Source organism: Serratia sp. CY47280 (assembly GCF_052168655.1).
GTDB lineage: Bacteria > Pseudomonadota > Gammaproteobacteria > Enterobacterales > Enterobacteriaceae > Serratia > Serratia bockelmannii.
In genome coordinates, this window is the sequence record NZ_JBJNMG010000001.1 from 1787443 (window position 1) to 1811991 (window position 24549).

Annotated in this window: 25 protein-coding genes and 1 tRNA gene; 4 read left to right on the forward strand and 22 right to left on the reverse strand. The window is 52.6% G+C overall.

Annotation, left to right across the window (positions count from 1 at the left end):
• Window positions 1-56: 56 nt before the first annotated feature.
• Window positions 57-353 carry a YfcZ/YiiS family protein gene (locus ACJ8J4_RS08640; protein WP_072145088.1) on the reverse strand — a complete coding sequence of 99 codons (297 nt, stop codon included), beginning with the start codon at window positions 351-353 and terminating at the stop codon, window positions 57-59.
• Between the two features lie 405 nt (window positions 354-758).
• Between ACJ8J4_RS08640 and fadL the strand changes: the two genes are divergently transcribed.
• A complete protein-coding gene (gene fadL / locus ACJ8J4_RS08645) occupies window positions 759-2099 on the forward strand; it encodes a long-chain fatty acid transporter FadL (RefSeq protein ID WP_038629776.1) in 1341 nt (446 codons plus the stop codon).
• A gap of 116 nt (window positions 2100-2215) precedes the next feature.
• Here fadL and mlaA read toward each other — a convergent pair whose 3' ends face one another.
• The 10 genes from mlaA to ccmA form a co-directional block, all read right to left on the reverse strand.
• Entirely contained in the window at window positions 2216-2974 is a 759-nt protein-coding gene (gene mlaA, locus ACJ8J4_RS08650; protein WP_025303725.1) for a phospholipid-binding lipoprotein MlaA, read from the reverse strand.
• Between the two features lie 28 nt (window positions 2975-3002).
• Window positions 3003-4217 (reverse strand): c-type cytochrome biogenesis protein CcmI, encoded by a 1215-nt coding sequence (ccmI, locus tag ACJ8J4_RS08655; protein WP_442516056.1) that lies wholly within the window; start codon window positions 4215-4217, stop codon window positions 3003-3005.
• On the reverse strand, window positions 4217-4684 hold the full coding sequence (locus ACJ8J4_RS08660; protein WP_043140196.1) for a cytochrome c-type biogenesis protein: 468 nt from the start codon (window positions 4682-4684) through the stop codon (window positions 4217-4219). Before ACJ8J4_RS08660 ends, ccmI begins: the two co-directional genes overlap by 1 nt.
• A complete protein-coding gene (locus tag ACJ8J4_RS08665; RefSeq protein ID WP_015378623.1) occupies window positions 4681-5232 on the reverse strand; it encodes a DsbE family thiol:disulfide interchange protein in 552 nt (183 codons plus the stop codon). The genes ACJ8J4_RS08660 and ACJ8J4_RS08665 overlap by 4 nt, the downstream gene beginning before the upstream one ends.
• On the reverse strand, window positions 5229-7199 hold the full coding sequence (locus ACJ8J4_RS08670; RefSeq protein ID WP_025303728.1) for a heme lyase CcmF/NrfE family subunit: 1971 nt from the start codon (window positions 7197-7199) through the stop codon (window positions 5229-5231). The genes ACJ8J4_RS08665 and ACJ8J4_RS08670 overlap by 4 nt, the downstream gene beginning before the upstream one ends.
• The gene (ccmE, locus tag ACJ8J4_RS08675) at window positions 7196-7690 is read right to left on the reverse strand and encodes a cytochrome c maturation protein CcmE (protein ID WP_004936264.1); all 495 of its coding nucleotides are present in this window, start codon (window positions 7688-7690) and stop codon (window positions 7196-7198) included. The genes ACJ8J4_RS08670 and ccmE overlap by 4 nt, the downstream gene beginning before the upstream one ends.
• Window positions 7687-7923 (reverse strand): heme exporter protein CcmD, encoded by a 237-nt coding sequence (gene ccmD / locus ACJ8J4_RS08680; RefSeq protein WP_025303729.1) that lies wholly within the window; start codon window positions 7921-7923, stop codon window positions 7687-7689. Before ccmD ends, ccmE begins: the two co-directional genes overlap by 4 nt.
• Window positions 7920-8657 carry a heme ABC transporter permease gene (locus ACJ8J4_RS08685; RefSeq protein ID WP_033653722.1) on the reverse strand — a complete coding sequence of 246 codons (738 nt, stop codon included), beginning with the start codon at window positions 8655-8657 and terminating at the stop codon, window positions 7920-7922. Before ACJ8J4_RS08685 ends, ccmD begins: the two co-directional genes overlap by 4 nt.
• A gap of 120 nt (window positions 8658-8777) precedes the next feature.
• On the reverse strand, window positions 8778-9437 hold the full coding sequence (gene ccmB / locus ACJ8J4_RS08690; protein WP_025303731.1) for a heme exporter protein CcmB: 660 nt from the start codon (window positions 9435-9437) through the stop codon (window positions 8778-8780).
• Window positions 9437-10069 carry a cytochrome c biogenesis heme-transporting ATPase CcmA gene (gene ccmA / locus ACJ8J4_RS08695; protein WP_015378626.1) on the reverse strand — a complete coding sequence of 211 codons (633 nt, stop codon included), beginning with the start codon at window positions 10067-10069 and terminating at the stop codon, window positions 9437-9439. Before ccmA ends, ccmB begins: the two co-directional genes overlap by 1 nt.
• Before the next feature lie 229 nt (window positions 10070-10298).
• On the opposite strand from ccmA, the gene ACJ8J4_RS08700 reads away from it, so the two are divergent.
• From ACJ8J4_RS08700 to ACJ8J4_RS08710, 3 genes are all read left to right on the forward strand, one after another.
• Window positions 10299-11225, forward strand: a complete 927-nt coding sequence (locus ACJ8J4_RS08700; RefSeq protein WP_049294898.1) for a formate/nitrite transporter family protein — start codon at window positions 10299-10301, stop codon at window positions 11223-11225.
• 129 nt (window positions 11226-11354) lie between these two features.
• Window positions 11355-11429, forward strand: a tRNA-Arg gene (locus ACJ8J4_RS08705).
• 165 nt (window positions 11430-11594) lie between these two features.
• Window positions 11595-12785: a tyrosine-type recombinase/integrase gene (locus ACJ8J4_RS08710; RefSeq protein WP_442516065.1), complete on the forward strand. Its 1191-nt coding sequence runs from the start codon at window positions 11595-11597 to the stop codon at window positions 12783-12785.
• On the opposite strand, the gene ACJ8J4_RS08715 is transcribed toward ACJ8J4_RS08710, so the two are convergent.
• The 11 genes from ACJ8J4_RS08715 to ACJ8J4_RS08765 all read right to left on the reverse strand — a co-directional run bounded on the left by ACJ8J4_RS08715 (window position 12782) and on the right by ACJ8J4_RS08765 (window position 24549).
• Window positions 12782-14713 (reverse strand): AAA family ATPase, encoded by a 1932-nt coding sequence (locus ACJ8J4_RS08715; protein ID WP_117287375.1) that lies wholly within the window; start codon window positions 14711-14713, stop codon window positions 12782-12784. The two genes, ACJ8J4_RS08710 and ACJ8J4_RS08715, sit on opposite strands and share 4 nt — an antisense overlap.
• 12 nt (window positions 14714-14725) lie before the next feature.
• Window positions 14726-15280, reverse strand: coding sequence for an MltR family transcriptional regulator (locus tag ACJ8J4_RS08720; RefSeq protein ID WP_442516057.1), 555 nt, complete (start codon window positions 15278-15280; stop codon window positions 14726-14728).
• A gap of 520 nt (window positions 15281-15800) precedes the next feature.
• Window positions 15801-16157, reverse strand: a complete 357-nt coding sequence (locus ACJ8J4_RS08725) for an ogr/Delta-like zinc finger family protein (RefSeq protein WP_308333561.1) — start codon at window positions 16155-16157, stop codon at window positions 15801-15803.
• Window positions 16158-16464: 307 nt separating this feature from the next.
• Window positions 16465-19149 carry a DUF927 domain-containing protein gene (locus tag ACJ8J4_RS08730; RefSeq protein WP_308333562.1) on the reverse strand — a complete coding sequence of 895 codons (2685 nt, stop codon included), beginning with the start codon at window positions 19147-19149 and terminating at the stop codon, window positions 16465-16467.
• Window positions 19149-19556 (reverse strand): hypothetical protein, encoded by a 408-nt coding sequence (locus ACJ8J4_RS08735; protein WP_442516058.1) that lies wholly within the window; start codon window positions 19554-19556, stop codon window positions 19149-19151. Before ACJ8J4_RS08735 ends, ACJ8J4_RS08730 begins: the two co-directional genes overlap by 1 nt.
• Complete coding sequence (locus ACJ8J4_RS08740) at window positions 19543-19797, reverse strand: hypothetical protein (protein ID WP_089197282.1); 255 nt, start codon at window positions 19795-19797, stop codon at window positions 19543-19545. The genes ACJ8J4_RS08735 and ACJ8J4_RS08740 overlap by 14 nt, the downstream gene beginning before the upstream one ends.
• A gap of 9 nt (window positions 19798-19806) precedes the next feature.
• Window positions 19807-20436, reverse strand: coding sequence for a host cell division inhibitor Icd-like protein (locus ACJ8J4_RS08745; RefSeq protein WP_442516059.1), 630 nt, complete (start codon window positions 20434-20436; stop codon window positions 19807-19809).
• 103 nt (window positions 20437-20539) lie between these two features.
• Window positions 20540-21541 carry a P2 family phage major capsid protein gene (locus tag ACJ8J4_RS08750; protein ID WP_442516060.1) on the reverse strand — a complete coding sequence of 334 codons (1002 nt, stop codon included), beginning with the start codon at window positions 21539-21541 and terminating at the stop codon, window positions 20540-20542.
• Window positions 21542-21572: 31 nt separating this feature from the next.
• Window positions 21573-22424 (reverse strand): hypothetical protein, encoded by an 852-nt coding sequence (locus ACJ8J4_RS08755; protein WP_442516061.1) that lies wholly within the window; start codon window positions 22422-22424, stop codon window positions 21573-21575.
• The gene (locus tag ACJ8J4_RS08760) at window positions 22421-22627 is read right to left on the reverse strand and encodes an AlpA family transcriptional regulator (RefSeq protein ID WP_148941052.1); all 207 of its coding nucleotides are present in this window, start codon (window positions 22625-22627) and stop codon (window positions 22421-22423) included. The genes ACJ8J4_RS08755 and ACJ8J4_RS08760 overlap by 4 nt, the downstream gene beginning before the upstream one ends.
• A 647-nt stretch (window positions 22628-23274) precedes the next feature.
• A complete protein-coding gene (locus ACJ8J4_RS08765) occupies window positions 23275-24549 on the reverse strand; it encodes a lactonase family protein (RefSeq protein ID WP_264383670.1) in 1275 nt (424 codons plus the stop codon).

Sequence of the window (24549 nt, forward strand, 5' to 3'; positions counted from 1 at the left end):
GCACGGGGAAGGAAATCCCCGGCGCGCAGCAGGCGGCGCCGGGGGTAAAGCGGGGATTAACGCAGGCCGAGCTGGAAGATCAGGGTTTCCGCCTGGCAGGCGAAGGTGAAATCGGCCTCCAACTGCACGCCACCGTCAACCGGTTTAATGCTACTGCTGATGTCACAAGGATCGGATTCGACCGCGCGCGCCTTTTCGCTCAGGGCGGCCAGCATCGCTTCCGCATCTTGTTGATTACTGAACACCTGGCTGTAGGACGCGGTGCAATCGGTGTTATCCATCACGGTGCCGACATCCACGCAGCAACACGCGGCGGTTTCCTGGGCGCTGCATTTATTAATTGCATCTGACATGATTGGTTCTCCTCAAGGGCCTCGGTTATCAGCCCAAATTGCCGTTTCACTCACCGGCACAAAGCCACAAAATTCTGCGGGTATTTTACGCTTCCACGCCGGCAATCACTAGCACTTACTTTTACTGGGTGTTTTAAGTGATGGAAATCACAAATAAAAATGAGCGTCTGCTAAGGAATGGTAAGAATTTTGTTATTTACCGCTGGCTTTTTGTTAAGCAGATCTCTTTTTTGATATCAGGTTGGAAATATTTCAAAAACAAACTTGCAACATTTTCACAGGTCAGACCTATACTTCAGCCACTGGTCTGATTTGTCTGAACGATAACGGACCCTACAATCCCGCGCTCCTTGTTACTTCGTGTAACAATAGTTTAAATAATAAACACATAATGAGGTTTTGGTCATGAGCCAGAAAAACCTATTGACTAAATCAGCTCTCGCAGCTGCAGTGGCAATTATTTCTTCAAACGTGTCTGCCGCAGGATTCCAGCTGAATGAGTTCTCATCAGCTGGTTTAGGACGTTCGTATTCTGGCGAAGGCGCCATGGCGGATACGGCGGCCTCCGCAAGCCGCAACCCGGCATTGCTGATGATGTATACCCGTCCCGAGCTGTCCATCGGCGCAGTCTTCATCGACCCGGACGTTGACATCACCGGCAAATCGCCTTCCGGTGCCAGCCTGGACTCCAAAAATATCGCCCCTGTCGCCTGGGTGCCGAACCTGCATTATGTTCACCCGATTAACGATCAGTTCGCCGTAGGCGGCTCGGTCACCAGCAACTTCGGTTTGGCGACCGAATTCAACGACGGTTATACCGCCGGCGCCTACGGCGGTAAGACCGATTTGACTACCGTTAACCTCAACCTGAGCGGCGCCTACCGTCTGAATCAACACTTCAGCTTCGGCCTGGGCTTCGATGCGGTGTACGCCAAAGCCAAACTGGAACGCTACGCCGGTGAATTGCCGAAACTGCTTGCAGGTCAAGGCCTGCAAACCGGTAGATTAACGCCTCAGCAAGCCGGAATGATCGCTCAAATCCCTGGCGATACCCAGATTTCTCACCTGAAAGGCGATAAATGGGGTTACGGCTGGAACGCCGGCATCCTGTACGAAGTGGATGAAAACAACCGTTACGGCTTCACCTATCGCTCTGAAGTCAAAATCAAGTTCGATGGCGATTACAAGAGCAGCCTGCCAGCACAATTCAACCCTCTGACTCAATCTCTGGGCTTAGGCTTGCCTTGGGGCACCAGCGGCAGCACCATCCCGGGTTCTCTGGATCTGAATCTGCCGGAAATGTGGGAGCTGTCCGGCTACAACAAAGTGGCGCCGCAGTGGGCCATTCACTACAGCCTGGCCTATACCAGCTGGAGCCAGTTCCAGGAGCTGAGAGCCACCGGCAACAACGGTCAGACGCTGTTCGAGAAGCATGAAGGCTTCAAAGACGCTTACCGTATCGCGCTGGGCACCACCTACTTCTACGACGACAACTGGACCTTCCGGACCGGTATCGCCTTCGATGACAGCCCGGTGCCCGCCCAAAACCGTTCGATCTCCATTCCCGATCAGGACCGTTTCTGGCTGAGTGCCGGTACTACCTATGCGTTCAACAAAGACGCCTCGGTCGACGTCGGCGTGTCCTACATGCACGGCCAGAAAGTCACCATCAACGAAGGCCCTTACACCTTCAATTCGGTGGGTAAAGCCTGGCTGTACGGCGCCAACTTCAACTACCGCTTCTAATCTCACTTGAGATGGATGCCAAAGCGCCCCCTGGGGCGCTTTTTCTTTGCCTGTCGCTCGCGCGGGCATAAAAAAACCCGCCTGACGGCGGGTTTTCATTGGCATAATGCCCGGGATTACTGCGAGTCGATCTCGTCCAGTTCGCCCTGAATCGCCTTGGCGTTCGGGTTCTCTTCCGGCTTGAGCGAACCGCCGTTGGCGATGAAATCGTGGCGCTGGAAGTAAGCTTCGCGCACCATGATGTAAGGATCGGAGGAATTGCGCAGCAGACCGTCGGAATCCAGCAGTTGAGCGCGGGTTTCGATACCCTCGACCACCCATTTGCCCGCCGACATCCAGAAGGTCAGGTAGCTCAGCATCGGATACAGCGTATCCGCAAAGTCGCCACCTTCGTCACGCAGGGTAAAGCTGCCATAGCCCGGCAACATCACGTACGGGCCGTAACCCACATCGTAATGCCCCAACGTGCTGCCGAAGCGATTCGGCTCTTCGCGCGCCAGTTTCGGGTTGGCCATGCCGGCCACGTCGATCAGGCCGCCCATCCCGAGTAGGGTGTTCAGGAAGAAACGGTTGAAGTGGATCATCCCGCGGTAAGGATCGCCCTTCAGGAAGGCGTTGACCATGCTGGCCGGCTCTTCCAGGTTGGAGGTGAAGTTGCTGATGCCGTTACGCGCCGGCATCGGCACGTAGTCACGCCAGGCCACCGCGACCGGACGCAAGATATAAGGATCCAGGACGTTGTAGTTGAAGTCGAACATCGTCCGGTTAAATCCTTCCAGAGGATCAGAACGCCCTTGCGGCTCATTGTCTGGCGCGCTGGCACAGCCCACCAGTAATGCCGCTGCGAATGCCACCCCAGTCAGGCGAAAGTTCATATTTTTCTCCATAAAAACACGTTCGGTCTTATTTTTCAGGGACCTGCTTGTTTATCTGAACGCTAACCTGCTCTTTACCGCTGAATGTCTGCAGCGAGCTTTCGCCGAACCAGTCCCCCGGTTGCGGCGTGGCCAATCCGTCCTGTGAGAGGCGCACACGCACCTGCACCTGATGCTGCGCCGAGAGCAGACGCTCGGGCATCATGGCGTTGCTGTCATCCAGTGAGAAAGACAGCGGAAAACGGCTCAACGGCAATTGTTTTACTGCGACCGGCACCGGGCTGACGCCGTCGGTCACCGAGATAACCAGCGTCCCCTGCGGCGGCATGGCTTTCGCCGCCTGCGGTGACAGCGCAACGGTCACATTCAGTTTAACAGTTTCTCCGCCGGCCTGGGCTTTTGCTTGTGCAATACTGCGCTTTATCACTTCCGCGCGCGGATCGTTGGCCGGCAGCAGCTGCAGCATCACTTGCCAGGCGCCAATCGCCTGTTTGAAATCGCCCTGTTCGAAGGCATTGAACGCCAGCAGGCTGAGCACCCGCGGATCGCTGTGGTTTTCCGCGATCATGCGCCGCAACAGCTGCGTCGCCTGCTTGTTATCCTCCGGATCGTTGGAGCGCGTCAAGACCTCGGCATAGCCGAGCCGCACTTCCAGACTATTCGGATCCAATTGATAAGCATGAGCAAAGGCCTGCGTGGCGGTAGTGGCATTGTTCAACGCCATGCCGACGCGCCCCAGCATCATCCAGTCGTTGATATTGCGATCGTCCTGCTGCAGCGCGGTGCGCAGCCCCAGTCCGAGACGGGCAATCTCTTCCATGCTCAGCGGTTTGGCGCGCTCGTTGGCGACGCGCTCGCGCAATTCCGGCATTTGCGCCTGCACCAGACGCCAGTCCAGCACCTGCGCCAACCCGCCGGTTTTCAGATAAAAGCCAACGGTCACCGCCAGCAGTAACACCACGCCCGGCACCAGCGCCCAGCGGTTGATCGGCTTCGCCTGCACCATCTGCTCGGCCGGGATGTCGTTCAACAGGTTCTGTTGCAGCTCTTTGACCAGCTCCGGGCGCTCGGCCACCACGCCCTGCTGCTCATCCTGCTCCAGCTCGCTGAGGCGATCCTGATAAAACGCCTTGTTCAACGCATCGTGCGTGGCGGCGCTCTGCTTGCCGTGGCGCATCGCCGGCACCACCAGCAACGCGGCGGCGCCGGCCAACAACACGCAAATAATCAGCCAAAAAGCCATTAGGGTTTCTTCCTGTCAGTCTCTTGCAACAGCGCCGCCAGGCGCTGCCGTTCCCGTTCGGAGAATTCATCATCCGCCGCCGCATCGGGCCGCCGACGGGTGCGCAGGATCACCACCGCCCCGCCGATCAATACGAACAGCAGCGGGCCGATCCACAAGATCAGCGTCGCCGGCGTTACCGGCGGCTCGTAGGTGACGAAGTTGCCATAACGCGCCACCATGTAATCGATAATCTGCTGCTTGTTTTGCCCCTGCATCATCAGTTCGTACACCTTGGTGCGCATGTCGGCGGCGATGATGGCGTTGGAATCGGCAATGCTGTTGTTTTGACATTTCGGGCAGCGCAGCTGTTCGGTCAACTCGCGATACTGCTGCTCTTGCTCGACGGAGTTGAAGCGATAGGTATCGATCGCCGCGGCGGCGCTCCAGCTCAGCAGTGCGGCACACAGCAGAACAATCAGCCTCATGCCTCACCCCCGTACTTTTTATACAGCGGCAGCACTTCCTGCTGCCAGACGCGCTCGTTCATGTCGCCGGCGTGGCGATAGCGAATGATCCCCTGGCCGTCGATAAGGAAGGTCTCAGGCGCGCCGTACACCCCGAGATCCAACCCCAGCATGCCGTCGCCGTCGTACAGGCTGAGCGCATAGGGATTGCCGAGGGAATTCAGCCAGGTCACCGCCTTGGCACGATCGTCTTTATAGTTCAGGCCGACCACCCGCACGCCGCGCGCCGCCAGCGTATTGAGATACTGGTGCTCCGCGCGGCAGGTCGGGCACCAGGTGGCCCAGACGTTGAGCAATATCGGCTTGCCGTCGCGCAGCACCGCCTGATCGTAGGTTTTGCCGGGCTGATCCAGCGATTCCAGCCTGAAGGTCGGCACCGGTTTGCCGATCAGCGCCGACTCCAGCATGGTCGGATCTTCGCCGCCGGCGTTGCGCGTCAGTTGCACCATCAGGGCCGCCACCAGCAGCAGGAAGAGCACCAACGGGATAAACAGCAGCTTACGCTTCATGATTGCGCCTCCAGCTTGCCTTCGCGCTTGAGCTTTTTGCTCATGCGATAACGCGGGTCGAGAATGCACAGCAGGCCGCCGATCGCCATAAAGACGCCGCCGAACCAGATCCAGCGCACGAAGGGTTTGTAATACAGGCGCACCGCCCAGGAGCCGTCTTCCAGCTCCTCGCCCAGCGCCGCGTACAGATCGCGGCTGAACCCGCCGTCGATCGCCGCCTCGGTCATCATGCTGCGCGCCACGCTGTAGTAGCGTTTCTCCGCATGCAGCGTCGCCTCCGGCTTGCCGTTGCGCGTCACGTCGATGATACCGACGCCGCCGCTGTAGTTCGGGCCGCGGATGTCGTGCACGTCGCGGAACACGAAATGATAATTGTGGATATCCACGCTGTCGCCGGCCTTCATCCGCACGTCACGCTCCACGCTGTAGTTCTGGCTGAAGGCGATGCCGATCACCGTCACCGCCACGCCGAGGTGGCCGAGCACCATGCCCCAGTGGCTGCGGGACAGCTGCCGCAGGCCGCGCCAGAAACCGTGACGATGGGTGGCGCGCTCATGCAGCTCCATCAGCGTCAGGATGATCACCCACAGTGCCATGATCAGGCCCACCACCGTCATGCCGGCGATGCTGTCCTGCAGCAACCACGGCAGCAGAATCGACAGCACCAACGTCGCCAGCAGCGCTACGCCGAGGCGCCGCCACAGCTTGCGCGGCTCATCGCGGCGCCAGCGCACCAGCGGCCCAATGCCCAACAGCAGCGCCAGCGGCGCCATCAGCCAGGTGAACATGGTATTGAAGAACGGCTCGCCGATCGAAATGCTGCCCAGCCCCAGCTGTTTGTGCACCAGCGGCAGCAGCGTGCCCAACAGCACCACCAGCATGGCGGCGATCAGCAGCACGTTATTGCCCAGCAGGAAGGTCTCGCGCGAGAAGGTCTCGTGCTGTACACGGCTACGCACCTGGCCGCCCTTGACCGCGTACAGCAGCAGCGAACCGCCGATGACGATCACCAGATAGGCGAGAATAAACATGCCGCGCGCCGGGTCGGAGGCGAAGGAGTGCACCGAGACCAGCACGCCGGAGCGCACCAGGAAGGTGCCCAGCAGGCACAGCGAGAAGGCGGTGATCGCCAGCAGCACCGTCCAGGCTTTGAACGTGCCGCGTTTCTCGGTCACCGCCAGCGAATGCATCAGCGCGGTGCCGGCCAGCCACGGCATAAAGGAGGCGTTCTCCACCGGATCCCAGAACCACCAACCGCCCCAGCCCAACTCATAGTAGGCCCAGGCCGATCCGAGCACGATGCCCAGCGTGAGGAACACCCAGGCGGCGGTAGTCCACGGGCGTGACCAGCGCGCCCAGGCGGTGTCGAGCCGGCCGGCCATCAACGAGGCGATGGCGAACGCGAAGGCGACCGAGAAGCCGACATAGCCCATGTACAGCAGCGGCGGGTGGAAAATCAGGCCGATATCCTGCAGCAGCGGGTTGAGATCGCTGCCGTCGATCGGGAAGTTCGGCAGCGTGCGGGTGAACGGGTTGGAGGTCATGATGATGAACAGCAGGAAACCGGCGGTGATCATGCCCATCACCGACAGCACCCGCGCCACCGCGTCCTGCGGCATCGCCCGGCTGCACAACGCCACCGCCAGCGACCAGCAACTCAGCAGCAGTACCCACAGCAGCAGCGAACCTTCGTGCGCCCCCCAGGTGGCGGCGATGCGGTAATACACCGGCAGTTGGGTATTGGAGTTGGTGGCCACGTAGGCGACGGTAAAGTCGTTGACCACGAAGGCATGCACCAGGCACAGGAACGCCAGCGCAATCGCCGCGAACATGCCATAGGTCAGCGGCCGGGCCACCGCCATCATGCGGCTGTCCTGCCGCGCCGCGCCCCACTGCGGGTAGATGCTCAGCAACAGCGCGATCGCCAGCGCCAGGCACAGCAGAAAACTGCCCAGTTCCGGCATCATGACTTGGCACCCTCCGCCTGCGGCGCGTTATACGCTTCCGCCGGCCCTTTGTGATTCTCTTTCATCGCGTCGGCCACTTCTGGCGGCGTGTATTTCTCGTCGTGCTTGGCCAGCACTTCGCGCGCATTGACCACGTTGCCCTCGCCCAGCACGCCCTGCGCCACCACGCCCTGCCCTTCGCGGAACAGGTCCGGCAGAATGCCAGTGTAGGTCACGCCGATCGCGCCGCGCGCGTCGTAAATCTTGAAGCTGACCTGCAGCGTATTGGGATCGCGTTTCACCGAGCCGGGCATCACCATGCCGCCGATACGCAGCCGCTGGCCGACCTCGGGCTTCTCATGATTTTCGCCCTTGCCCTGCAGGATTTCACCCGGGGTATAGAACAGATCGATGTTGGAGCGCAGCGCGTACAGCATCAGGGTTGCGGTCAGCGCAATGCCGATCAGCACAACGATCGCCAGATAAAGGCGGCTTTTACGACGTGGATTCACAATGATTTCTCCCGCGGTGCGGCGGATTTTTGTTTTGATTGTTGCGCATGGCGAATGCGCCGCTCGCGCGCCTGACGGCGGCCGATCTCGGCGAGCAACTGCCGCCGCTGCCAGACGGTGTGTGCCACCAGCCCCAACAGCGAAATCAGCGTGACGGCGACCGCCAGCCAGACATAGAAGGCATAACCGCCCATGGCGAAAAACGCCGGCCAGGAATCGAATGCGGCATTCATGACTGACGCTCCTTATTCACCAGCCCGGCAACCCACGGGCGCTGGCGCTCCTGGAACAGAATCAAATTGCGCAGACGCATCAGCGTCAACGTAACGAACAACAGCAGGTAGCCGAGGATCGCCCAACGCAGCGGGGTGCGCATACTTGGCGCGATGGATTGCTGCATGTTGGTCGAGCCCTGATGCAGCGTATTCCACCATTCGACGGAGAAATGGATGATCGGAATGTTCACCACGCCCACCAGCACCAGAATGCCGGCGGCCCGGCCCGCCAGGCGGCGGTCTTCGAAAGCGTTATACAGCGCGATGACGCCCATATAAAGGAACAGCAGCACCAGCTCGGAGGTCAGCCGCGCGTCCCACACCCACCAGGTGCCCCACATCGGCTTGCCCCAGGCGGAGCCGGTCACCAGCGCGATAAAGGTGAACACCGCGCCGATCGGCGCCATCGCCGCCACCACGGTATCGGACATTTTCATCTGCCACACCAGGCCGATAAACGCCGCCACCGCCATCGAGGCATAGATGCCCATCGACCACATGGCCGCCGGCACGTGAATATAAATGATGCGGAAGCTGTCGCCCTGCTGATAATCCTTCGGCGCGAAACCAAAGCCCCATGCCCAGCCAAGCAGCAGGCAGGCCGCCGCCGCCAGCCCCAGCCAGGGGACAAAGCGGCCGCAGACGTGATACAGCCGTTCAGGCCGCGCCAGTTGATGTAACCATTTCCACATTGTCGTCAGTGCTCACGGTAATTTTTATGCGTCGGCCGCCCCGAGCGATCGAAACGGCGAAAATCTTCTGCAGGGTACGCTCTTGTCGGCCTTGCCCCGTCTGTTCATTCAATACGTTAGCTAGTGCACGCTCACTCGCAGCGCCGCTGCGGTGGCAAACGGTGCCAATGTCACGCTGCCCGCCAGCATCGCACCGAGTATCGCCAGGTAACCGTCGATCGGCATGCCCATCGAGGCGGCGTCGATCGCGCCGGTGGCGAAGATCAGCACCGGGATATACAGCGGCAGCACCAGCAGGCTGAGCAGCACGCCCCCTTTGCGCAAGCCGACGGTCAACCCCACGCCGATAGCGCCGATCAGGCTCAGCGTCGGCGTGCCGAGCAGCAGCGTACCCGCCACCGCCAGCCAGGTTTGCATATCGAGCGACAACAGCAGCGCCACCAGCGGCGACAGGATCAGCAGCGGCAATCCCGTCACGACCCAGTGAGCACACACTTTGCCCAGCACCGTCATCGGCAGCGGCGTCGGCAGCAGCAACAGCTGCTCCAGCGATCCGTCGAGAAAGTCGTCGCGAAACAGCCGCTCCAGCGACAGCAGCGAGGCCAGCAGCGCCGCCACCCACACGATGCCCGGCGCAATGCGCGCCAGCAGCTGCGGTTCAGGGCCAATCCCCAGCGGGAACAGCGTGATCACAATCAGGAAAAACCACAGCGGGTTGACGATCTCCGACCCTTTACGGCAGGCGATCTTCAATTCGCGACGCACCAGAGTCAAAAACATCACAAACTCCCCGCGTCGTGTTCCGCCAAACGAATTTTGCCCACCGTTTGGCTGACGCCGGCCAAATCCTGATGCGTGGTCAACAATACCATGCCGCCCCGCTGCGCATGTTGTTCAAAAAGGCTAATCAACTCGGCCACGCCCTGTTTATCGATCGCCGTCAAGGGTTCATCGAGGATCCACAGCGGCGCCGCGCTGAGCCACAATCGCGCCAGCGCCACCCGCCGCTGCTGCCCGGCCGAAAGCTGCGCCACCGGCAGATCCTCGTACCCCACCAACCCGACCTGCTCCAGCGCGCGCCAGATGGCCTGATGCTCGGCCGCGCCGCGCACCGCCTGATAAAACTGCAGATTTTCGAAGGGTGTCAATACGGCTTTGATGCCAGGTTGATGGCCGATAAACAGCAAATCTTGCTGATACGCCGCGCGATCGCGCAGCGTGTTGCGCCCGCGCCAGCACACCTCACCGCCGTCCGGCCGCGCCAAACCGGCGAGGATGCGCAGCAAACTGGTCTTGCCCGCGCCGTTCGGCCCTTCTACCTGAATGATATCGCCCGGCTGAACTGAAAAGCTTAGCTCGCTAAACAGGATGCGCTCATCGCGCACGCAACTCAGACTTTTGGCTTCCAGCATCAGGGAACTCATATTTTTCTTTGGGATAGCGAATCATAGCATAAGCCTTTCCCCACACGCAGCCTGCGGCGGGCGCGCCGAGGGGCCAATATGGCGAGCAGGATCAAGAATGCGTGGAAAAAATCGGCGGATTTTAACTCTTGTTACCTTTTTATGTATTTCGCCGCATTTTGGCCGGGCAACTACGCTTAATGACGTGACCTCACCCTTATTGAGCAGGAGCGACAGCATGAACGACCAGCAACGCCAGCAGCACGAGCCGGATGAGACAATGCAGGTAGAGAGCGAAGAGCAGGAACAGGGCAAACGCGAAATCGAAGTCAGGGAAGAGAATCTGCCGTCACGCGCGGCGGCGGTGCATGAACAGATCCGAATGGAAGGCGAAAAAGAGCTGGAGCGCGACGGGCTGGCGCTGCTGTGGTCGGCGATCGCCGCCGGGCTGTCGATGGGCGCCTCGCTGGCGGCGAAAGGCATTTTCCACGCCCGCTTGCCGGACGATCCCAGCCGCTTTTTCATTGAGAACCTCGGCTACACCTTCGGTTTTATCATTGTCATCATGGCGCGCCAGCAGCTGTTTACCGAAAACACCGTCACGGCGGTGCTGCCCATTATGCATAAACCCACGCCGCGCAACCTGCTTATCCTGCTGCGCCTGTGGGGCGTGGTGCTGCTCGGCAATCTGATCGGCACCGCGCTGGCGGCGCTGGCGTTTACCCATATGCCGCTGTTCGACGCCGAAACGCGCCGCGCCTTCATCAGCCTGGGCGAAGAGGTGATGCGCCATACGCCGGGAGAAATGTTCGCCAACGGCATCCTGGCCGGCTGGATCATCGCCACCATGGTATGGATGTTCCCGGCCGCCGGCGCGGCGAAAATCTGGGTGATCGTGTTGATGACCTACCTGGTGGCGATTTGCGATTTGACGCATATCGTGGTCGGCTCGGTGGAGATCCTGTATCTGGTGTTCAACGGCGCGATTGGCTGGCAAGCATTCGTTTATCCGTTCGCCCTGCCGACGCTGGCGGGCAACATCATCGGCGGCACCTTTATCTTTGCGCTGATCAGCCACGCGCAAATCCGCAACGATTTGAGCGCCAAAAATAAGGCGGCGCGCCTGCAAGAGGAAAAACGGCGCCACGACGGGGAAAAACCGTGATCGCCGTCGGTTAGCCGAGGAAATTTCGGCGCGAACTGGCGAGGTATTGAGCAAACGCGCCGCTAAGCGCTTATTCTGCGGGTAAAAAAAGGTATAATGCCCCGGCAGCTTCGGTTGCCGGTCCGCAGCGTCCCCGTAGTTAAACGGATATAACAAGCCCCTCCTAAGGGCTAGTTACTGGTTCGATTCCAGTCGGGGACACCATTAATATGTCTCAATATATCCAAAGAGTTCTATAAAATCCTTTTATAACAATCAGTTCACCCAACACATTGTCTAACAACGTCCAATACTGTTTAGTGAAATCCAAGCATCAATGTGTATAATACTGCGTATAACTCCAGGTTCGAAGTTTTGGTTATACACATTATGCTACTCACAGATGTACAGATACGCCGTGCAAAAGCCCAGGACAAACCCTATACATTGAATGATGGAAGCGGCCTGTCACTTCTCGTTGATACCAATGGCGGCAAGGGTTGGCGTTTCCGCTACCGTTTTGCCGGCAAGGCAAAGATGATCTCTTTTGGTGTCTACGGTGACGTTTCACTTGCTGAAGCTCGAAAAAAGCGAGATGAGGCCCGAAATCAATTAGCCAATGGCATAAACCCTAGCGATGCGCGTAGAGCAAATAAAATTGCCCTCGCCCACTCCAACAGCAATACTTTCGAAGCTATCGCGCGCGAATGGCACACTTCCAAACTTCCAACTTGGTCAACAGATTACGCCGATTATGTAATGCGCGGCTTTGAAAACAACGTATTCCCTTACATCGGTAACCGACCAATCGATCAAGTCGCCCCCTTGGAGTTGCTTACCGTTTTGCAAAAGATAGAAAAGCGTGGCGCACTGGAGCTAACAAGTAAGATCAGAAGGCGCTGTGGTGAAGTTTTCCGTTACGCTGTAGTAACCGGTCGAGCTACCTATAATCCGGCACCAGATCTAGCTAGCGCGCTGAATAAGCCCAAGAACGGTCATTACCCTTTCTTAACTGAAAGCGAATTGCCAGAGTTTATGCGCGCACTCAATAACTACCGGGGTAGTAAACTAACGAAATATGCTACACAACTGCTAATTCTAACCGGCGTTCGCACTATAGAACTACGCGCTGCCGAATGGTCGGAATTCGATTTTGATAATGCATTGTGGGAAGTGCCAAAAGAACGGATGAAGAAGCGTCGTCCCCACCTGGTGCCGCTTTCAACCCAAGCTATAGAGATCCTGGAAAAACTAAAAGTACTCACAGGGCGCTATTCGTTGCTGTTCCCTGGCCGAAACGATGTACGTAAGCCAATGAGTGAAGCCAGCATCAACAAAGTGATCAAGATGCTCGGTTATCATGGCCGAGCTACTGGGCACGGTTTCCGCCATACGATGAGCACCATTTTGCACGAACATGGCTTTGAAAGCGTTTGGATTGAAATGCAGCTTGCGCATGTTGATAAGAACTCTATTCGTGGAACCTATAACCATGCGCAATATTTCAAAAACCGACGTGGTATGCTTCAATGGTATTCTAATTTCGTTAGCGAGGGATGCTCCCCCCCAACAAAAATTTAAATATGTAGAGAATCAAAGGCCCTAAGAATCGGCGCCGGAATTCTTTCAATCGTCATATATTCAGATATTTTCTTGCCCCAATCATGACTCTTATTAGGCCAATCATTTATTTTTTCAGCCTGACCAACATCAGATAACTTATTGTATATTAGACTCCTTAACTTTGATGCCATTTTTTGGTTTTCAGGGCAATCCTGACCATCCATAACATCTGGTATTGCATCGATAATAGCTAGGATGTCATTCTCTGTCACTTGTATAGAATCTTGATATACATCCTCAATTATCGACAACCATACATCTACCGGAATTTCATCTTCTAAGTCTTGCTTTCCAACGATATGAACCTTTTCTGTAGGAGCTCTTTTCGTGTCAGAATCAAAAAGATAAATAGCCAAATCATCTGTTTTTGAGAAACCACTAATTAATTGATTTAGCATTTCCTCAGCCAAATTAGCATTTGTGCAACCTTTCAGATTTATCAACTGAATATTATCTTCCTTAAGTGTCCGCATCTTATACATTCTATAAAGTTCAGGAATTAGAGTCTCCTCAGTATTTCCTTCAACTATGAGGAATTTATTAAAGAAAAGGAAATCACTATTTTTCAAACCTAAAACATCATATATACTCTGTACATTACTTGCACGACCAATTTGAGTGTAACTAGATAATAGCTTGAATGTATTTATTTCATCAACCTTACTAGAATCAACAAATATTGTGCTATGAGTACTTATTAAAACTTGAAAGTTTTCAGATGCAAGCGTCTTTATTGTTTCAAAAAACTCCCTTTGAGCTTTTGGATGTAAATGCGTTTCCGGCTCATCAAAGCACCAAATATATCTTTTATTGCTATGGTTATTAACTGACAGTTGAGCCTGAAGCTTTAGGAGACCAAACCATATTTGTCGCTTGATTCCTTCTCCTTGGTTTTCAATATGAACTTCACTTTGAGAGTTCACTTTCTGAACAAAAAGATCAGTAAGTTTTTTCTGAAGCTCGAAAGAAACACCTGCACTGATAGAAGTTATACTTGAAACCTCATTTTGAATACCTAATGATTGTAGTTGTGCATCTATTTTACTTTGAGCCCGACTCTTTAATAATCTAGAGAATTTTTCCGCTCTATTTATTTCTACATCTATCGACTCATCAAGTATAGTTGAAGCTATCTTAGTAATTAACTCTAATGATTCATTCCAGCTCAGATAGGAATATTCAGGAAATACTTTTAAATCAGATTTCCATTTTTTCCTGTTAGAATCATCTTTAAAGCACACACATCTATAACTAGATTCAACTGTAGATACTATTGAGCGCGCCTTTTCATATATTGAGTAGCTCCCTTCCCCGTTATCATTTATCAAATTTTCGTTGCCACTATTAAATCGGGACATGGCAGCATTTATTTGATTTTGCGTCATACCAAAGATATTATCCAACTCACTATCAACTGGAAAATCACTTGCATAATAAACGTTAGACTCACCAGTATTAGAGTTGAACACTCTAACTTTCCAGAAGTAACCACCTCTACGTCTAGACGATTCAATAACCCACTTCAAATGAGGGGATATATCTCTTTCATTATCTATATCGAAATCCTCTACAATAAACTTCCCTGCAAAAACGACATAGCTACCCTCATCGCCCACATCAAATAGGTTAGGAATACCCTTTGAATTCAAGAATGAATTAATAAAAGCAGTATCTTTTACTGTATGCGACACATCATTTTTTTCTGACTTAGAATTGGGGAAATTTATAGTTGATGAGCTATCCAGTAAAAAACGCATACTAAAAAGCATCGAGGTTTTACCACAATCATTCTCACCTATGAGGATATTTGGCCTTTCGTTTCTCACACTTAAATCACATACATTGCAACTTTTATAGTTTAAAGAAATAACTTCATCAATCAGCATACAGCCCCCTATTTAATTATCAATTACATTTTTCTTAGCCATTATAATTTCATGCAGTAACTTATGCACACCGAGAACGAATACCATTTTATTGTAACTTACATACCCCATAGATCTTGACTCCCAGAACTTCAAAGCTTCACCCTGGCTAATACCATGAGAATCATCCTTGTCATTGGAATTAAAGGAGTAACGCTTAATGTGATTGCATGACTTTGCTGTTTTAGAAAAAACATCAATCTCCATCAATAATTCAGTCACATCATTTGATGTAAAATCAAATACTCCAGAAGAGTGCGAGAGATTATTCCTAAACCTTCTAACTTTATTCAAATCGTCATATAAACCCCTATCAATCACACCAAAGGAATAACAAATGGAAATCTTTGAAGATAAATTGGCAAGAGGGCCATTTAAAGAAAAAATCTCATTTATTATTTTCTTAGAAACCCCATTCCTTTTAAAAATAAACAATAATAAATCCGTCAACTCATTAGAAATCATGTCGGCACCAACAATGACGGCACCACGATCAGATTCATCCATCAAATCAATTTCATATGCCAATTTGGATATCTCATGTGCTTTATAATTGGATTTATTACATGATAATTGTGTTGATAAGTCCATCGAAATTATAAGTCAACACATGACAATTTAGTTATAACGCTAATAATTAAACCATGGTTGTTTTTTTTTGCGAAAACGGCACTACACCGCACCCGCCTGCACATTTTGGATCATAAAAATTTTTCAGTTTTATTTTTCTTCAAATTCCCCCGCCAGCCCTCGCCGCTGCTGGGCTTTTGTAAGCAATAGCCAACTGAAAAGATTGAAAAGAATTTCAGTATTTTTCAGTAGACCGCTCAATTTAACCTCCCCCGCACTATCACAACAATATGATTAAATTAGATTTTTTTGTTTTACGTGAGATAAAGTCTTTAAAATCACCTCCCGCAGCACAATGACAAAAAACGCAAAAGCCGCGCAGGGCGCGGCTTCGCGAGGTGTGGATGTAAACCATTCAACTGAAAAAGCTGTAATCTAAACTGCCGATATAACCCCTATGCCGTGGCATATGATGACATTACTGCTTCGCGACGTAATCGGCGTGTTTGCGCCGCGTAACGACAGGTTTGATGGGATCGGGTACTCTGGCCTTTGCCTCTTGTGTTTCTTTATCCTGAGCCGCCTTGAGCCACCCAATGGTGTCTGCTCGTTGTTCTGGAGTAATCCCCTTAAGCAAACTCTGGATCATCTGACCGTGCGTCAATGCACTAGGACACAGGGTATGGGAAAACGTCACATTAGCCACAAACCGGTGACCACATTCCGGATTACTACAGGTGCAATACACATCCGCAAGCATCTTATGCTTGCGATTCGTCTTACTAATAATGGCTTTCGACTCGCAATCGGGGCAAACCACCGTAAATGTTCGCATTCCTTTTTACTCCTTCAATCTTTCAACACCGCCAGCCAGGAAAGAAGCCTCCGCAGGCCGGTTTTCACCTTCTCTTTATCCTTTTTGACTGGTAACTGTGGGAACACTGGTAACATCCTTGATATATAAGAATAAAACCTGTTACCACTGCCTATTTTCGACTGGTATCAACTGGTAACGGCCCATGCTTCGTTACCAGTGTTACCAGTAGCAATATTTCACTGGTAACACCGCAACCCCTTGCTATGCCTGGGTGTTACCTCAGTTACCAGTGTTACCAGTCATAGATAAGACTCACGTAAGAAAATTATCCCAAGACGCTGCTGTTAAACTGATAAATCCGTTTCAGCCCCATTTCTGGCAGGCGTATGTTTTTCTGTGTCCGAGAGGCATCCTCAGGCACATCCAAATAGCCCGCCACTGCACATAGCCGCGCTACCTTTTTGGCGTCAAATCCCTTGCAGATTTCTTTCCAGCCAGACGGCAACACATAAAACGTGGTTACAGCGTCTTCCAGGTTGTCGCCTTTCTTTACCTGGCGAAATCCCACCATATTTCCGGGTCGGCTTTGTGCATCGTACCAATCTGCAAAACGGCTAAATTGATTGCGCGTCATAAAGTCCCTGACCTGCTCCAACGCCGCAGCATCCTCCTGATTGGCGGTGTGCCCTCGGTCATGCATCCACGCAGCCAGGCAGCTTTTAGCGGCTTTTAATGCCTCCCCTTGCGCCCAACCGGTAATCCCGGCTTCCGTAGCCAACTCCCCGGCCATCGCCACCAGGGCAAAGCGCGTTACCGCCCTGCCAACCTGGTTCCCCGCATTTTCGGGGGTAAGAAGTCGCGTGTAGTCTTTCAGTAAGGATTTGGCCTTATGCGTCATGCCCGGCAGATCCGCTGTCAAACAACGTAACCACTCCCGGAACGGCGCTCCGTGGCTTGTGGTGACCGCTTGCTCCAGGTGTTCTGCCAGCGCCTTTCCCCCGCCAAAGCCGTGCAGTTCTTCGAAAACGCCATACTTGCCGGTGTCGCTGGGAATTTGGATCATCCTGACCTCTACCCCGGCATAGGTGCGCTCCCCCACGTTGGCCGCATGTTCAACCAGGGATAGCTCGCCGGTGGAAAGGAACAACAAACACCACCTATTGGTTTCACGTACGCTTCCGTCTGTTCTAGCTCGTGCCTTGCCCTGACCGTTCGCCAACATATAGGCTATATTGCCGGCCTCACGGCCATCCACTTCGCGGATCTCGTCCAACATCAACGTAGCATCGTTACGCCGGCTCGCAGTCCCCTCAAGAGCGTTACCGGTCGCTCGCCAGGTATGCCAAAAATCAGTACCGCCGCAGACCGATGCCGCCACTTTCATGGTCGTGGTTTTGCCATCCGTCGATTCGCCTTTGAGGTGATAGCCACCACCACCAACGCCCACCAGTTTTAGCAGTGGCGCCGCAAAGGCCAGGCTAACCGCGAACGCTACACGTCCATTTCCTACGCAATAACGTCCAATCTGTTCACGCCATTCCTCCAGCGTACCGGATTGACGAAAATCACGTCCCTGAACACTGGATGTTTGCAGGATCACCGATTCGGCACCAATGCCGATCACTTCATCCTGGAGTACGTAAACCGAGCCATGCCAACCGGTTTTGGTGACACACGTCACTTTACGTTCAGGCTTGCATAACGAGATGTACTCCATCAGATGCGCACGCGCCTGGCCGTTGATATTGATGTACGACAGTCCATTGACCAGCAACACGCGCCGCAGCTCTTCCCCGCCACCGCATAACATTTCCATCGGCATCGCCCATTTCCGACTGATCCCATTGGTATCTTCCCACTCCAGCAAACGGCCATAGTTACTGCCATCTTCATCGCAGGTGATGGCGGTAACCCGCAGCGGGCTGCATATCTTGATATTGCGGATCTCGGTGTCGCCGTCCGACTTGTTAACCAGTTTGTCGTACCACAGATATTCCTGGGTCAGCCGGAATCCCTGCGGCAGTTTGGTTTTCCCTTTGCCAAACAGGATCATTTCCTCCCGGAAAGCTTCTTTCGCACGTTCCAGCCCTTGCTCCTGGCGAAAATCGTCCCAATCAGCCTTATGCCGTGTGGGTGGCAACGTAACCCAACCATCTACTGCCTTGGCTGCTTTTTCCGCCCACAGTTTGCCGGTGTTTTCTTTCCCGTCGTCAAAATCGTTATCTCCCGCCACAATCAAACGCGCCTCTGGCCATTTTTTCCGTAGTTGCTGCGCCACATTAACCAAGTTGCTGGCGGCAACGGCGGCAACGATAACGCCCTCGGTTAGCCTGGCTACGGTCAATGCAGTGGCATAACCCTCGGTGATAATTACCTGCTCCGGCGGTTCTTGACCTGGTTCATTTACGGCAACGAATGCCCCGGCTAACAGCGAATGAGGCAGCAGGCGCTTTTCTCCCAGGGGGTGGATCAACTGCGCCCCGCGTAATTGCCCTGACACGTCCGTTAATGGCAGCAGAAGTGCCCCTACAGGAAACTCAACACCACCATAAGAAGCCGTCTGCCCAATCAGCGTGACCGTCTGCCCCTGCAAGCCTTTCTCTGTCAGATACGGGCTTTCGCCCGTTGAACTGCGTGATAACAATGCCTGGTAGCTTTTCTGCATCTTTGCCAATTTCTGCGCATCGGAGGCTTCTTTCCTGGCGGGCAAAATGGGTGACTGTTGCACGGCAGGCAAGGCCAACGCCTGAGCCACCTCTTTCGCCGCACTAGCTGCATCAATCCCGGCGACCAGTTTTACCAAATCCAGGCCATCGCCATGCTGGCAATGCGAACATATCCACGTCCCGCGTCCGTCACGATCATCGAAACGAAAGCGATCCGTCCCACCACATTTAGGACAAGGGCCATGTTTGCCGTTGGCTGGAACTGTGATACCCAGCGCCGGGAGGATATGCGGCCAGCGCCCTTTGGCGGCGGTAATGGCCGCTGTAACCGGTTGTTGGCTCATCAGTGCACCTTCCTGGCATTACGGGCGTATAACGTAGCCCCTGGGGGCAACTCGCCATCAGGGGCACCAAAGATAATGTCTCGATACACTTCGCACAGCCGATGATAGCCATAGTGGGATAGTTGTACTGGCGCAATCATAAAACCAGGTGCCAGCATGGCCATCAAATCCGCAGCGGCCAACATCCCGCCCTCCATGACGCCAAACTGGTCGATAAAAGGCGCCTCAATATGATAAATAATATTCAACGCGACCTTATCCAGCGTTAGCATCACTTCTTCCCCATCATAAATAAATACCGCTTGACCATTTTTACTTGTCATTGAGTCAATAAAAGCGCAGGCAATATAATGACGCAGCAAGGCAATTTTAAATTCGGGTGATGCGGGGTGATTAATTGATAGCATTATCTTCCCCTTTTATTTTGGTTACGCTCAATAAAATACTGTTATCAATCGCGCCATCCAGTTGTCCGGCCAGACATTCAAACAGGGCAGCAACTCCCAGTGCTGAAACCATTTTTTGCTTACTACCACCTTCGTGATTCATCAAATCGGCCATCAGTTCACACACTAATGTGGCGCGAATTAATTGCTCACCGCCTTGCTCACTCAAGGAATACTTCGAGGAAAGTTTATTGTTGTTCATTTTATCCCCTTAACGCCATTCAGTTGCAGGACGTGACGGCAGGCGACCAGCAAACGCCAATACATACTCTTTGACCAATGCACGGTGTGCGGCCTGTTGCGAATCAGCAGTAATTTGTAAGCGGCAAGGAATAGCCTTGAGATCGGCGCGACGAACGCCCAAAAACAGATAGGTAAATTTGAGATGTGTGTAGATTGGGGTAGTGGCCATAGCGGCAACCTCCGTTAGATAGCTGAAACAGCTACCACCAGAGTTTCCACGCTCATAATTGGTGGCAGCCCAGACGAGGGTGGAAATACCGGCTCTAACGGATACCGGCCAGCCCGAAAGCTGCCCCGCCTGGACTACCATAACGCCGTGGTAATGATGCACACAGGCCAGAATGACGCCCATACAGACCTGTGAGCACCACACCAAAAACTTTAGGTGTGTCAAAGCTACGATACAAAAAAAGACGCATAGGACGTCTGGTATCGCCGTTAGATTACACGGGTTTCCACGCCCGGCTGTCGATTTTGCGACAACGAGAAAACTATACCGTGCTGGACCAGCAACGTGCAAGCCGTTTTTATCCGAACGCTCAAGATTGACACTCAATAAGGTAAATGCGATATTTCGCCAGGCAAAGATAGAATACATATTATTATTTATACACCGTTTATTTCGACATAAAATTTTTATCAGCCCAGTACACTATTGTTCTGGGCTTTTTTATGTCTATTACTCTCTAACTCAAGATGGATTATTTGCGAGCAATGCTTATCGCGTGCTCATCCACTGCGGTATAAAGAAAACCATTGCCCAATGCATAACCTTCATTGCGCCAATAACTTTGTTCATACACGGCGCGATCATCGACAAATTCCGCCCTGAAATGACGACTGCCTTTTTGGGTGTAAATATGCAAATTATCCAGCGTGGTGATGGCCAGGCGTTTTCCTGGCATAAAAGGCGGCACAAAAGCAAAACGTCCTGCCACTGAACTGCTAAGCATCTGCGCCGCCGCTGTGTCTGCCGGACGATCAGCCGCATTGAACAAGCGCAAACGCTCTGCTGCCGCCAGTTCTGCCCCGACCATCACCACCAGGCGTGGATCCTCACGGAAACCCTCCGGGATATTTGTTGTAATAAGATGATTTGCCAGCGCATCGAGGTGAGGGAAATCACCTCCGTCACCCAACGTGACAGCCTCAGTGATAACCTGCGAGCCGTTATTAAAGCCTTTTGCAATGGCGTGCCACCCAATATTAATGTCCTGCCCTTTGGGATTATTTTCCGGATCGGTGGGATAGGAAATCCGTTCACCGTTGAGACCAATACGTAACATATCGAGCGAAACTGCCATACCAAAGAATTCAGACACAGCTTGCGTAAAATGCTCCATGCCACCGACATTCGCAATTGACGACATTTTTCCGTAGGGCAAGGATGCACAGGAATCCGTTTCTACCAAAACATAGTCCGTACCATTAACTGACAGTCGTTTATTAAAACGTCCTTCAATCGTTCTCCCGGTATGCAAAGAAGCATCGCCAATTTCTATTGCCTGACCTTTTTCCGCATCAACATCCATTAACGTGATGCCATTCATCATCCAGCCAGATTCCAGCATGGTAATACGGAGATTATTTTCAGCCACATCAGAAATCGTAAATTCTCGATGGTGCCCATAAGGAAAATTGACAGTCTTCATTAAATTTTGGTGATAACGTTCCGCCACGGCGGGAACAGGAATTGTTGCCATGATATTTAACCTGTAGATGTTTATATTTAAATTAAAGGGATGAGAACATTTCTTGTTGTTTAGACTTTAAGGATAATTTCCCACCCATCATAAGATCGGCATATTCATCTACCGTCATTAAATCCCGCCATTTTTCACTGGATACATTGTAATACTCTACAGCCAAAGCCGCACGTTCTAACCCGCCATTGTTAAGCGCGTATTTATCTGTTGGTGGTGTGCATCTTTGGACTATTTCACGTAATGCTTTTTCCAGGGCATCCATTACTCCCCAGGCATAGATATGAGAACGTAGCCCATCGCTATACACTCCTTTACGGTAGGTGTAGGCAGGAAGAGGCTCCAACGGGATATGCGTTAACACCTTACCCTTAAACCCTTTTTCCCCGCACATTAACATCTGATCTACAGGCTCGCGCAGTAACCCTAGTAGTCCCCGACGAGCAGCGACAGCGGCCTTAGCTTCAACCAACTTCGCATTTGCCCGTTCGAGTTTGGCGCTTGCCTGTACAATAGCTTCTTTCATGCTGCCATTCCAACGAGATGCGTCACTTACACCACGCTTGGCATTGCCCAATTCGCGCTCACAGAGCATTATTTCATTTTCGATACCGGATACTTTTGACTCGGCATCAAAACAAATTTTCTCACCCTGCTCTATCAGAGCATGAATTTCTTTCGCTGTACAATTAGCACGCGGAGGCATATATCCAGTCAAATTTTCAAACTGCTTCAAAAGAGGCTCCATTTTATGCAATCGATATATTTCAATAGTACGGATTGCATATCCTCCCTGACCATATGATTCATTGAATGGAATAACATGATAATTACAAATTTCTTTTAGGTTATCATCATTCTTAGTGCATTTTATTTTATTCACTTCACATCCCTCCTTGATATATTATTGGAAACCCACCCATTGATTTCACTTTCAACCCAAGCAACAGATCGTTCACCGATAGACACACTCTTCGGAAACTTATCACTCTTCATCTTTTGATATACGGTAGATCTTTTTAGACCGGTAATCATTAGTACATCTGGCAACCTTATTAAGCGAGAAGTTTCATTTCTAACCTGCACTGCGCCCCCTTAGTTATTAATTAAATATAAAATTCGAGTATAGAATTACACTTGATATAAAAAGTGTAAAGCCCCCCTACTCGCCAAAAAACCTCAGACGAATGGCTGATAGGGAAAGGATACGAACGCATACGAACATATATGACTAAATACTAATAAATAATGATAAGCTACCTTTTTGTAAGGTTTTGTAAATACCATTTGATATCTTGGGATCTCATTGGATGCCCATAGATTAACGCCAATTATTCTTGTGTAAAGGGGTGAAAATTGAACATGGAGGCCAAAAAAAGCGCAGTGATAGTATCGCAAGGGTGAGGAGTTACTATTAGTTGTCACGAGTAATCGGTATGTTTACATATTGAACCCACCTCAAATTATGTAAGTTTTTGTAAACCTCATGCAAGAACAAAAAACAACCACACAGCCAACAACTTCAGAAGAGGAGATCCATTATGCGAGTAAGATAATGTATATAGAAATCAGCAAACATTTAAATTTCACAATATAATCAAATAATTATCATTTAAATTCGATTCCAGTCGGGGACACCATTCTTTCTCATCAAACCGTCCCCCATCATCTGTACCCGCAATCCCCCTTTTCCCTTGTTCAGTCCCGGATTCCTCCAAGCGTTATGATGGGCATTAGTTGAAAAACTTGATATCCGTCGGCGTTGAGATCGTCGCCGCCTCACCTCTGGCCTGCAACTCACCCTTCTCATCATCGAAATTGAACAGCGTAACGCTATTGGTGAACACATTCGTGACATAGAGGCGGTTGCCGTCGGCATCAAAAGCGAGCGCCCGCGGTTCAATGCCGCCGGCCTCATAGCGCGTCGGCACGCTTGGCAGACCGTCCCTGCCTATTTTAAATACCAGCAGGTGGTTATCGGTACCGCGATGGGTGGCAATAAGATATCTGCCGCTCGGGCTCAGGATAATAGCCCCGCCGCTTTTCGCCTCCGCCGAATCGAGGCCGCCGTTCAGTTTCACTTTCCCTTGCCGCGTCAATCGATGATCGCTGACGGCAAACGCCTCGATCTCGCCCGCCATTTCAGTGATGACATACGCATATTCGCCTTCTGGCGAGAACACCATGTGCCGTGGACCGGCGCCGGGCGCAAAGCCGACATCGCGCGAAGCATCCGCCTGCAGCGGCTGCGCGTTATCCGGGCGATAGCGGTAGGCGTGCAACTTATCGCCGCCGAGATCCGCCGCGTACAGGTATTGGCCATCACGGCTGAAGGTGGTGGAGTGCGCATGCCCGCCTTCCTGGCGCCCCTGCACGATGCCGGAGCCGGGTATAAACGGGTAATGCTGCACGCGTTCACCCAGTGTGCCGTCGCTGCGAATCGGCAATACCGTCACCCCCGCGCCGCCATTGGCGACGGAGTAGTTGGCGACAAACAGAAACTTGCCGTCCGGGCTGAGTGTGGCATGCGTCGGCTGCTGGCCCGCACTGCTCACCGTATTCAGCACCCGCACGCTGCCAGCGTCGTCTATTGCCAAGGCGGTCACCGTTCCCGCATCCTCTTCATTGGTGACATAGGCGAAACGACCATCGCGAGATTTTGCGATCCATGACGGGCTTTTCATCTTGATGACATTGAGCAGCGTTAACGTGCCGTCGACATTTACCCTCAGACGATAGAGCCCTTCACTGGGGAACGCCGGTTTCTGCACCGCAGGCGCATCCGGAATATGGGTCCAGGTACCGACTAACGCTATTTGTTGAGGCTCCCGATTATTGGCCATCGCATTTCCTGAAAACATGAAGAGGGTTAATGCCAGCATTAATTGAATGACCTGCCAGCCTAAACCGGCAACGTTCACCCAGCCAGACACAGACAACGTTAAAGGTAGCATACCGAAAGCGTAATGGTGTTTATTCATTGAACCGGGGGATTTCTCTACACTCAT

Coding starts and splice junctions, on each gene's coding strand:
- ACJ8J4_RS08640 (WP_072145088.1), bottom strand. CDS start 353: ATGTCAGATGCAATTAATAAATGCAGCGCCCAGGAAACCGCCGCGTGT.
- fadL (WP_038629776.1), top strand. CDS start 759: ATGAGCCAGAAAAACCTATTGACTAAATCAGCTCTCGCAGCTGCAGTG.
- mlaA (WP_025303725.1), bottom strand. CDS start 2,974: ATGAACTTTCGCCTGACTGGGGTGGCATTCGCAGCGGCATTACTGGTG.
- ccmI (WP_442516056.1), bottom strand. CDS start 4,217: ATGGCTTTTTGGCTGATTATTTGCGTGTTGTTGGCCGGCGCCGCCGCG.
- ACJ8J4_RS08660 (WP_043140196.1), bottom strand. CDS start 4,684: ATGAGGCTGATTGTTCTGCTGTGTGCCGCACTGCTGAGCTGGAGCGCC.
- ACJ8J4_RS08665 (WP_015378623.1), bottom strand. CDS start 5,232: ATGAAGCGTAAGCTGCTGTTTATCCCGTTGGTGCTCTTCCTGCTGCTG.
- ACJ8J4_RS08670 (WP_025303728.1), bottom strand. CDS start 7,199: ATGATGCCGGAACTGGGCAGTTTTCTGCTGTGCCTGGCGCTGGCGATC.
- ccmD (WP_025303729.1), bottom strand. CDS start 7,923: ATGAATGCCGCATTCGATTCCTGGCCGGCGTTTTTCGCCATGGGCGGT.
- ACJ8J4_RS08685 (WP_033653722.1), bottom strand. CDS start 8,657: ATGTGGAAATGGTTACATCAACTGGCGCGGCCTGAACGGCTGTATCAC.
- ccmB (WP_025303731.1), bottom strand. CDS start 9,437: ATGTTTTTGACTCTGGTGCGTCGCGAATTGAAGATCGCCTGCCGTAAA.
- ccmA (WP_015378626.1), bottom strand. CDS start 10,069: ATGCTGGAAGCCAAAAGTCTGAGTTGCGTGCGCGATGAGCGCATCCTG.
- ACJ8J4_RS08700 (WP_049294898.1), top strand. CDS start 10,299: ATGAACGACCAGCAACGCCAGCAGCACGAGCCGGATGAGACAATGCAG.
- ACJ8J4_RS08710 (WP_442516065.1), top strand. CDS start 11,595: ATGCTACTCACAGATGTACAGATACGCCGTGCAAAAGCCCAGGACAAA.
- ACJ8J4_RS08715 (WP_117287375.1), bottom strand. CDS start 14,713: ATGCTGATTGATGAAGTTATTTCTTTAAACTATAAAAGTTGCAATGTA.
- ACJ8J4_RS08725 (WP_308333561.1), bottom strand. CDS start 16,157: ATGCGAACATTTACGGTGGTTTGCCCCGATTGCGAGTCGAAAGCCATT.
- ACJ8J4_RS08730 (WP_308333562.1), bottom strand. CDS start 19,149: ATGAGCCAACAACCGGTTACAGCGGCCATTACCGCCGCCAAAGGGCGC.
- ACJ8J4_RS08735 (WP_442516058.1), bottom strand. CDS start 19,556: ATGCTATCAATTAATCACCCCGCATCACCCGAATTTAAAATTGCCTTG.
- ACJ8J4_RS08740 (WP_089197282.1), bottom strand. CDS start 19,797: ATGAACAACAATAAACTTTCCTCGAAGTATTCCTTGAGTGAGCAAGGC.
- ACJ8J4_RS08745 (WP_442516059.1), bottom strand. CDS start 20,436: ATGTATTCTATCTTTGCCTGGCGAAATATCGCATTTACCTTATTGAGT.
- ACJ8J4_RS08750 (WP_442516060.1), bottom strand. CDS start 21,541: ATGGCAACAATTCCTGTTCCCGCCGTGGCGGAACGTTATCACCAAAAT.
- ACJ8J4_RS08765 (WP_264383670.1), bottom strand. CDS start 24,549: ATGAGTGTAGAGAAATCCCCCGGTTCAATGAATAAACACCATTACGCT.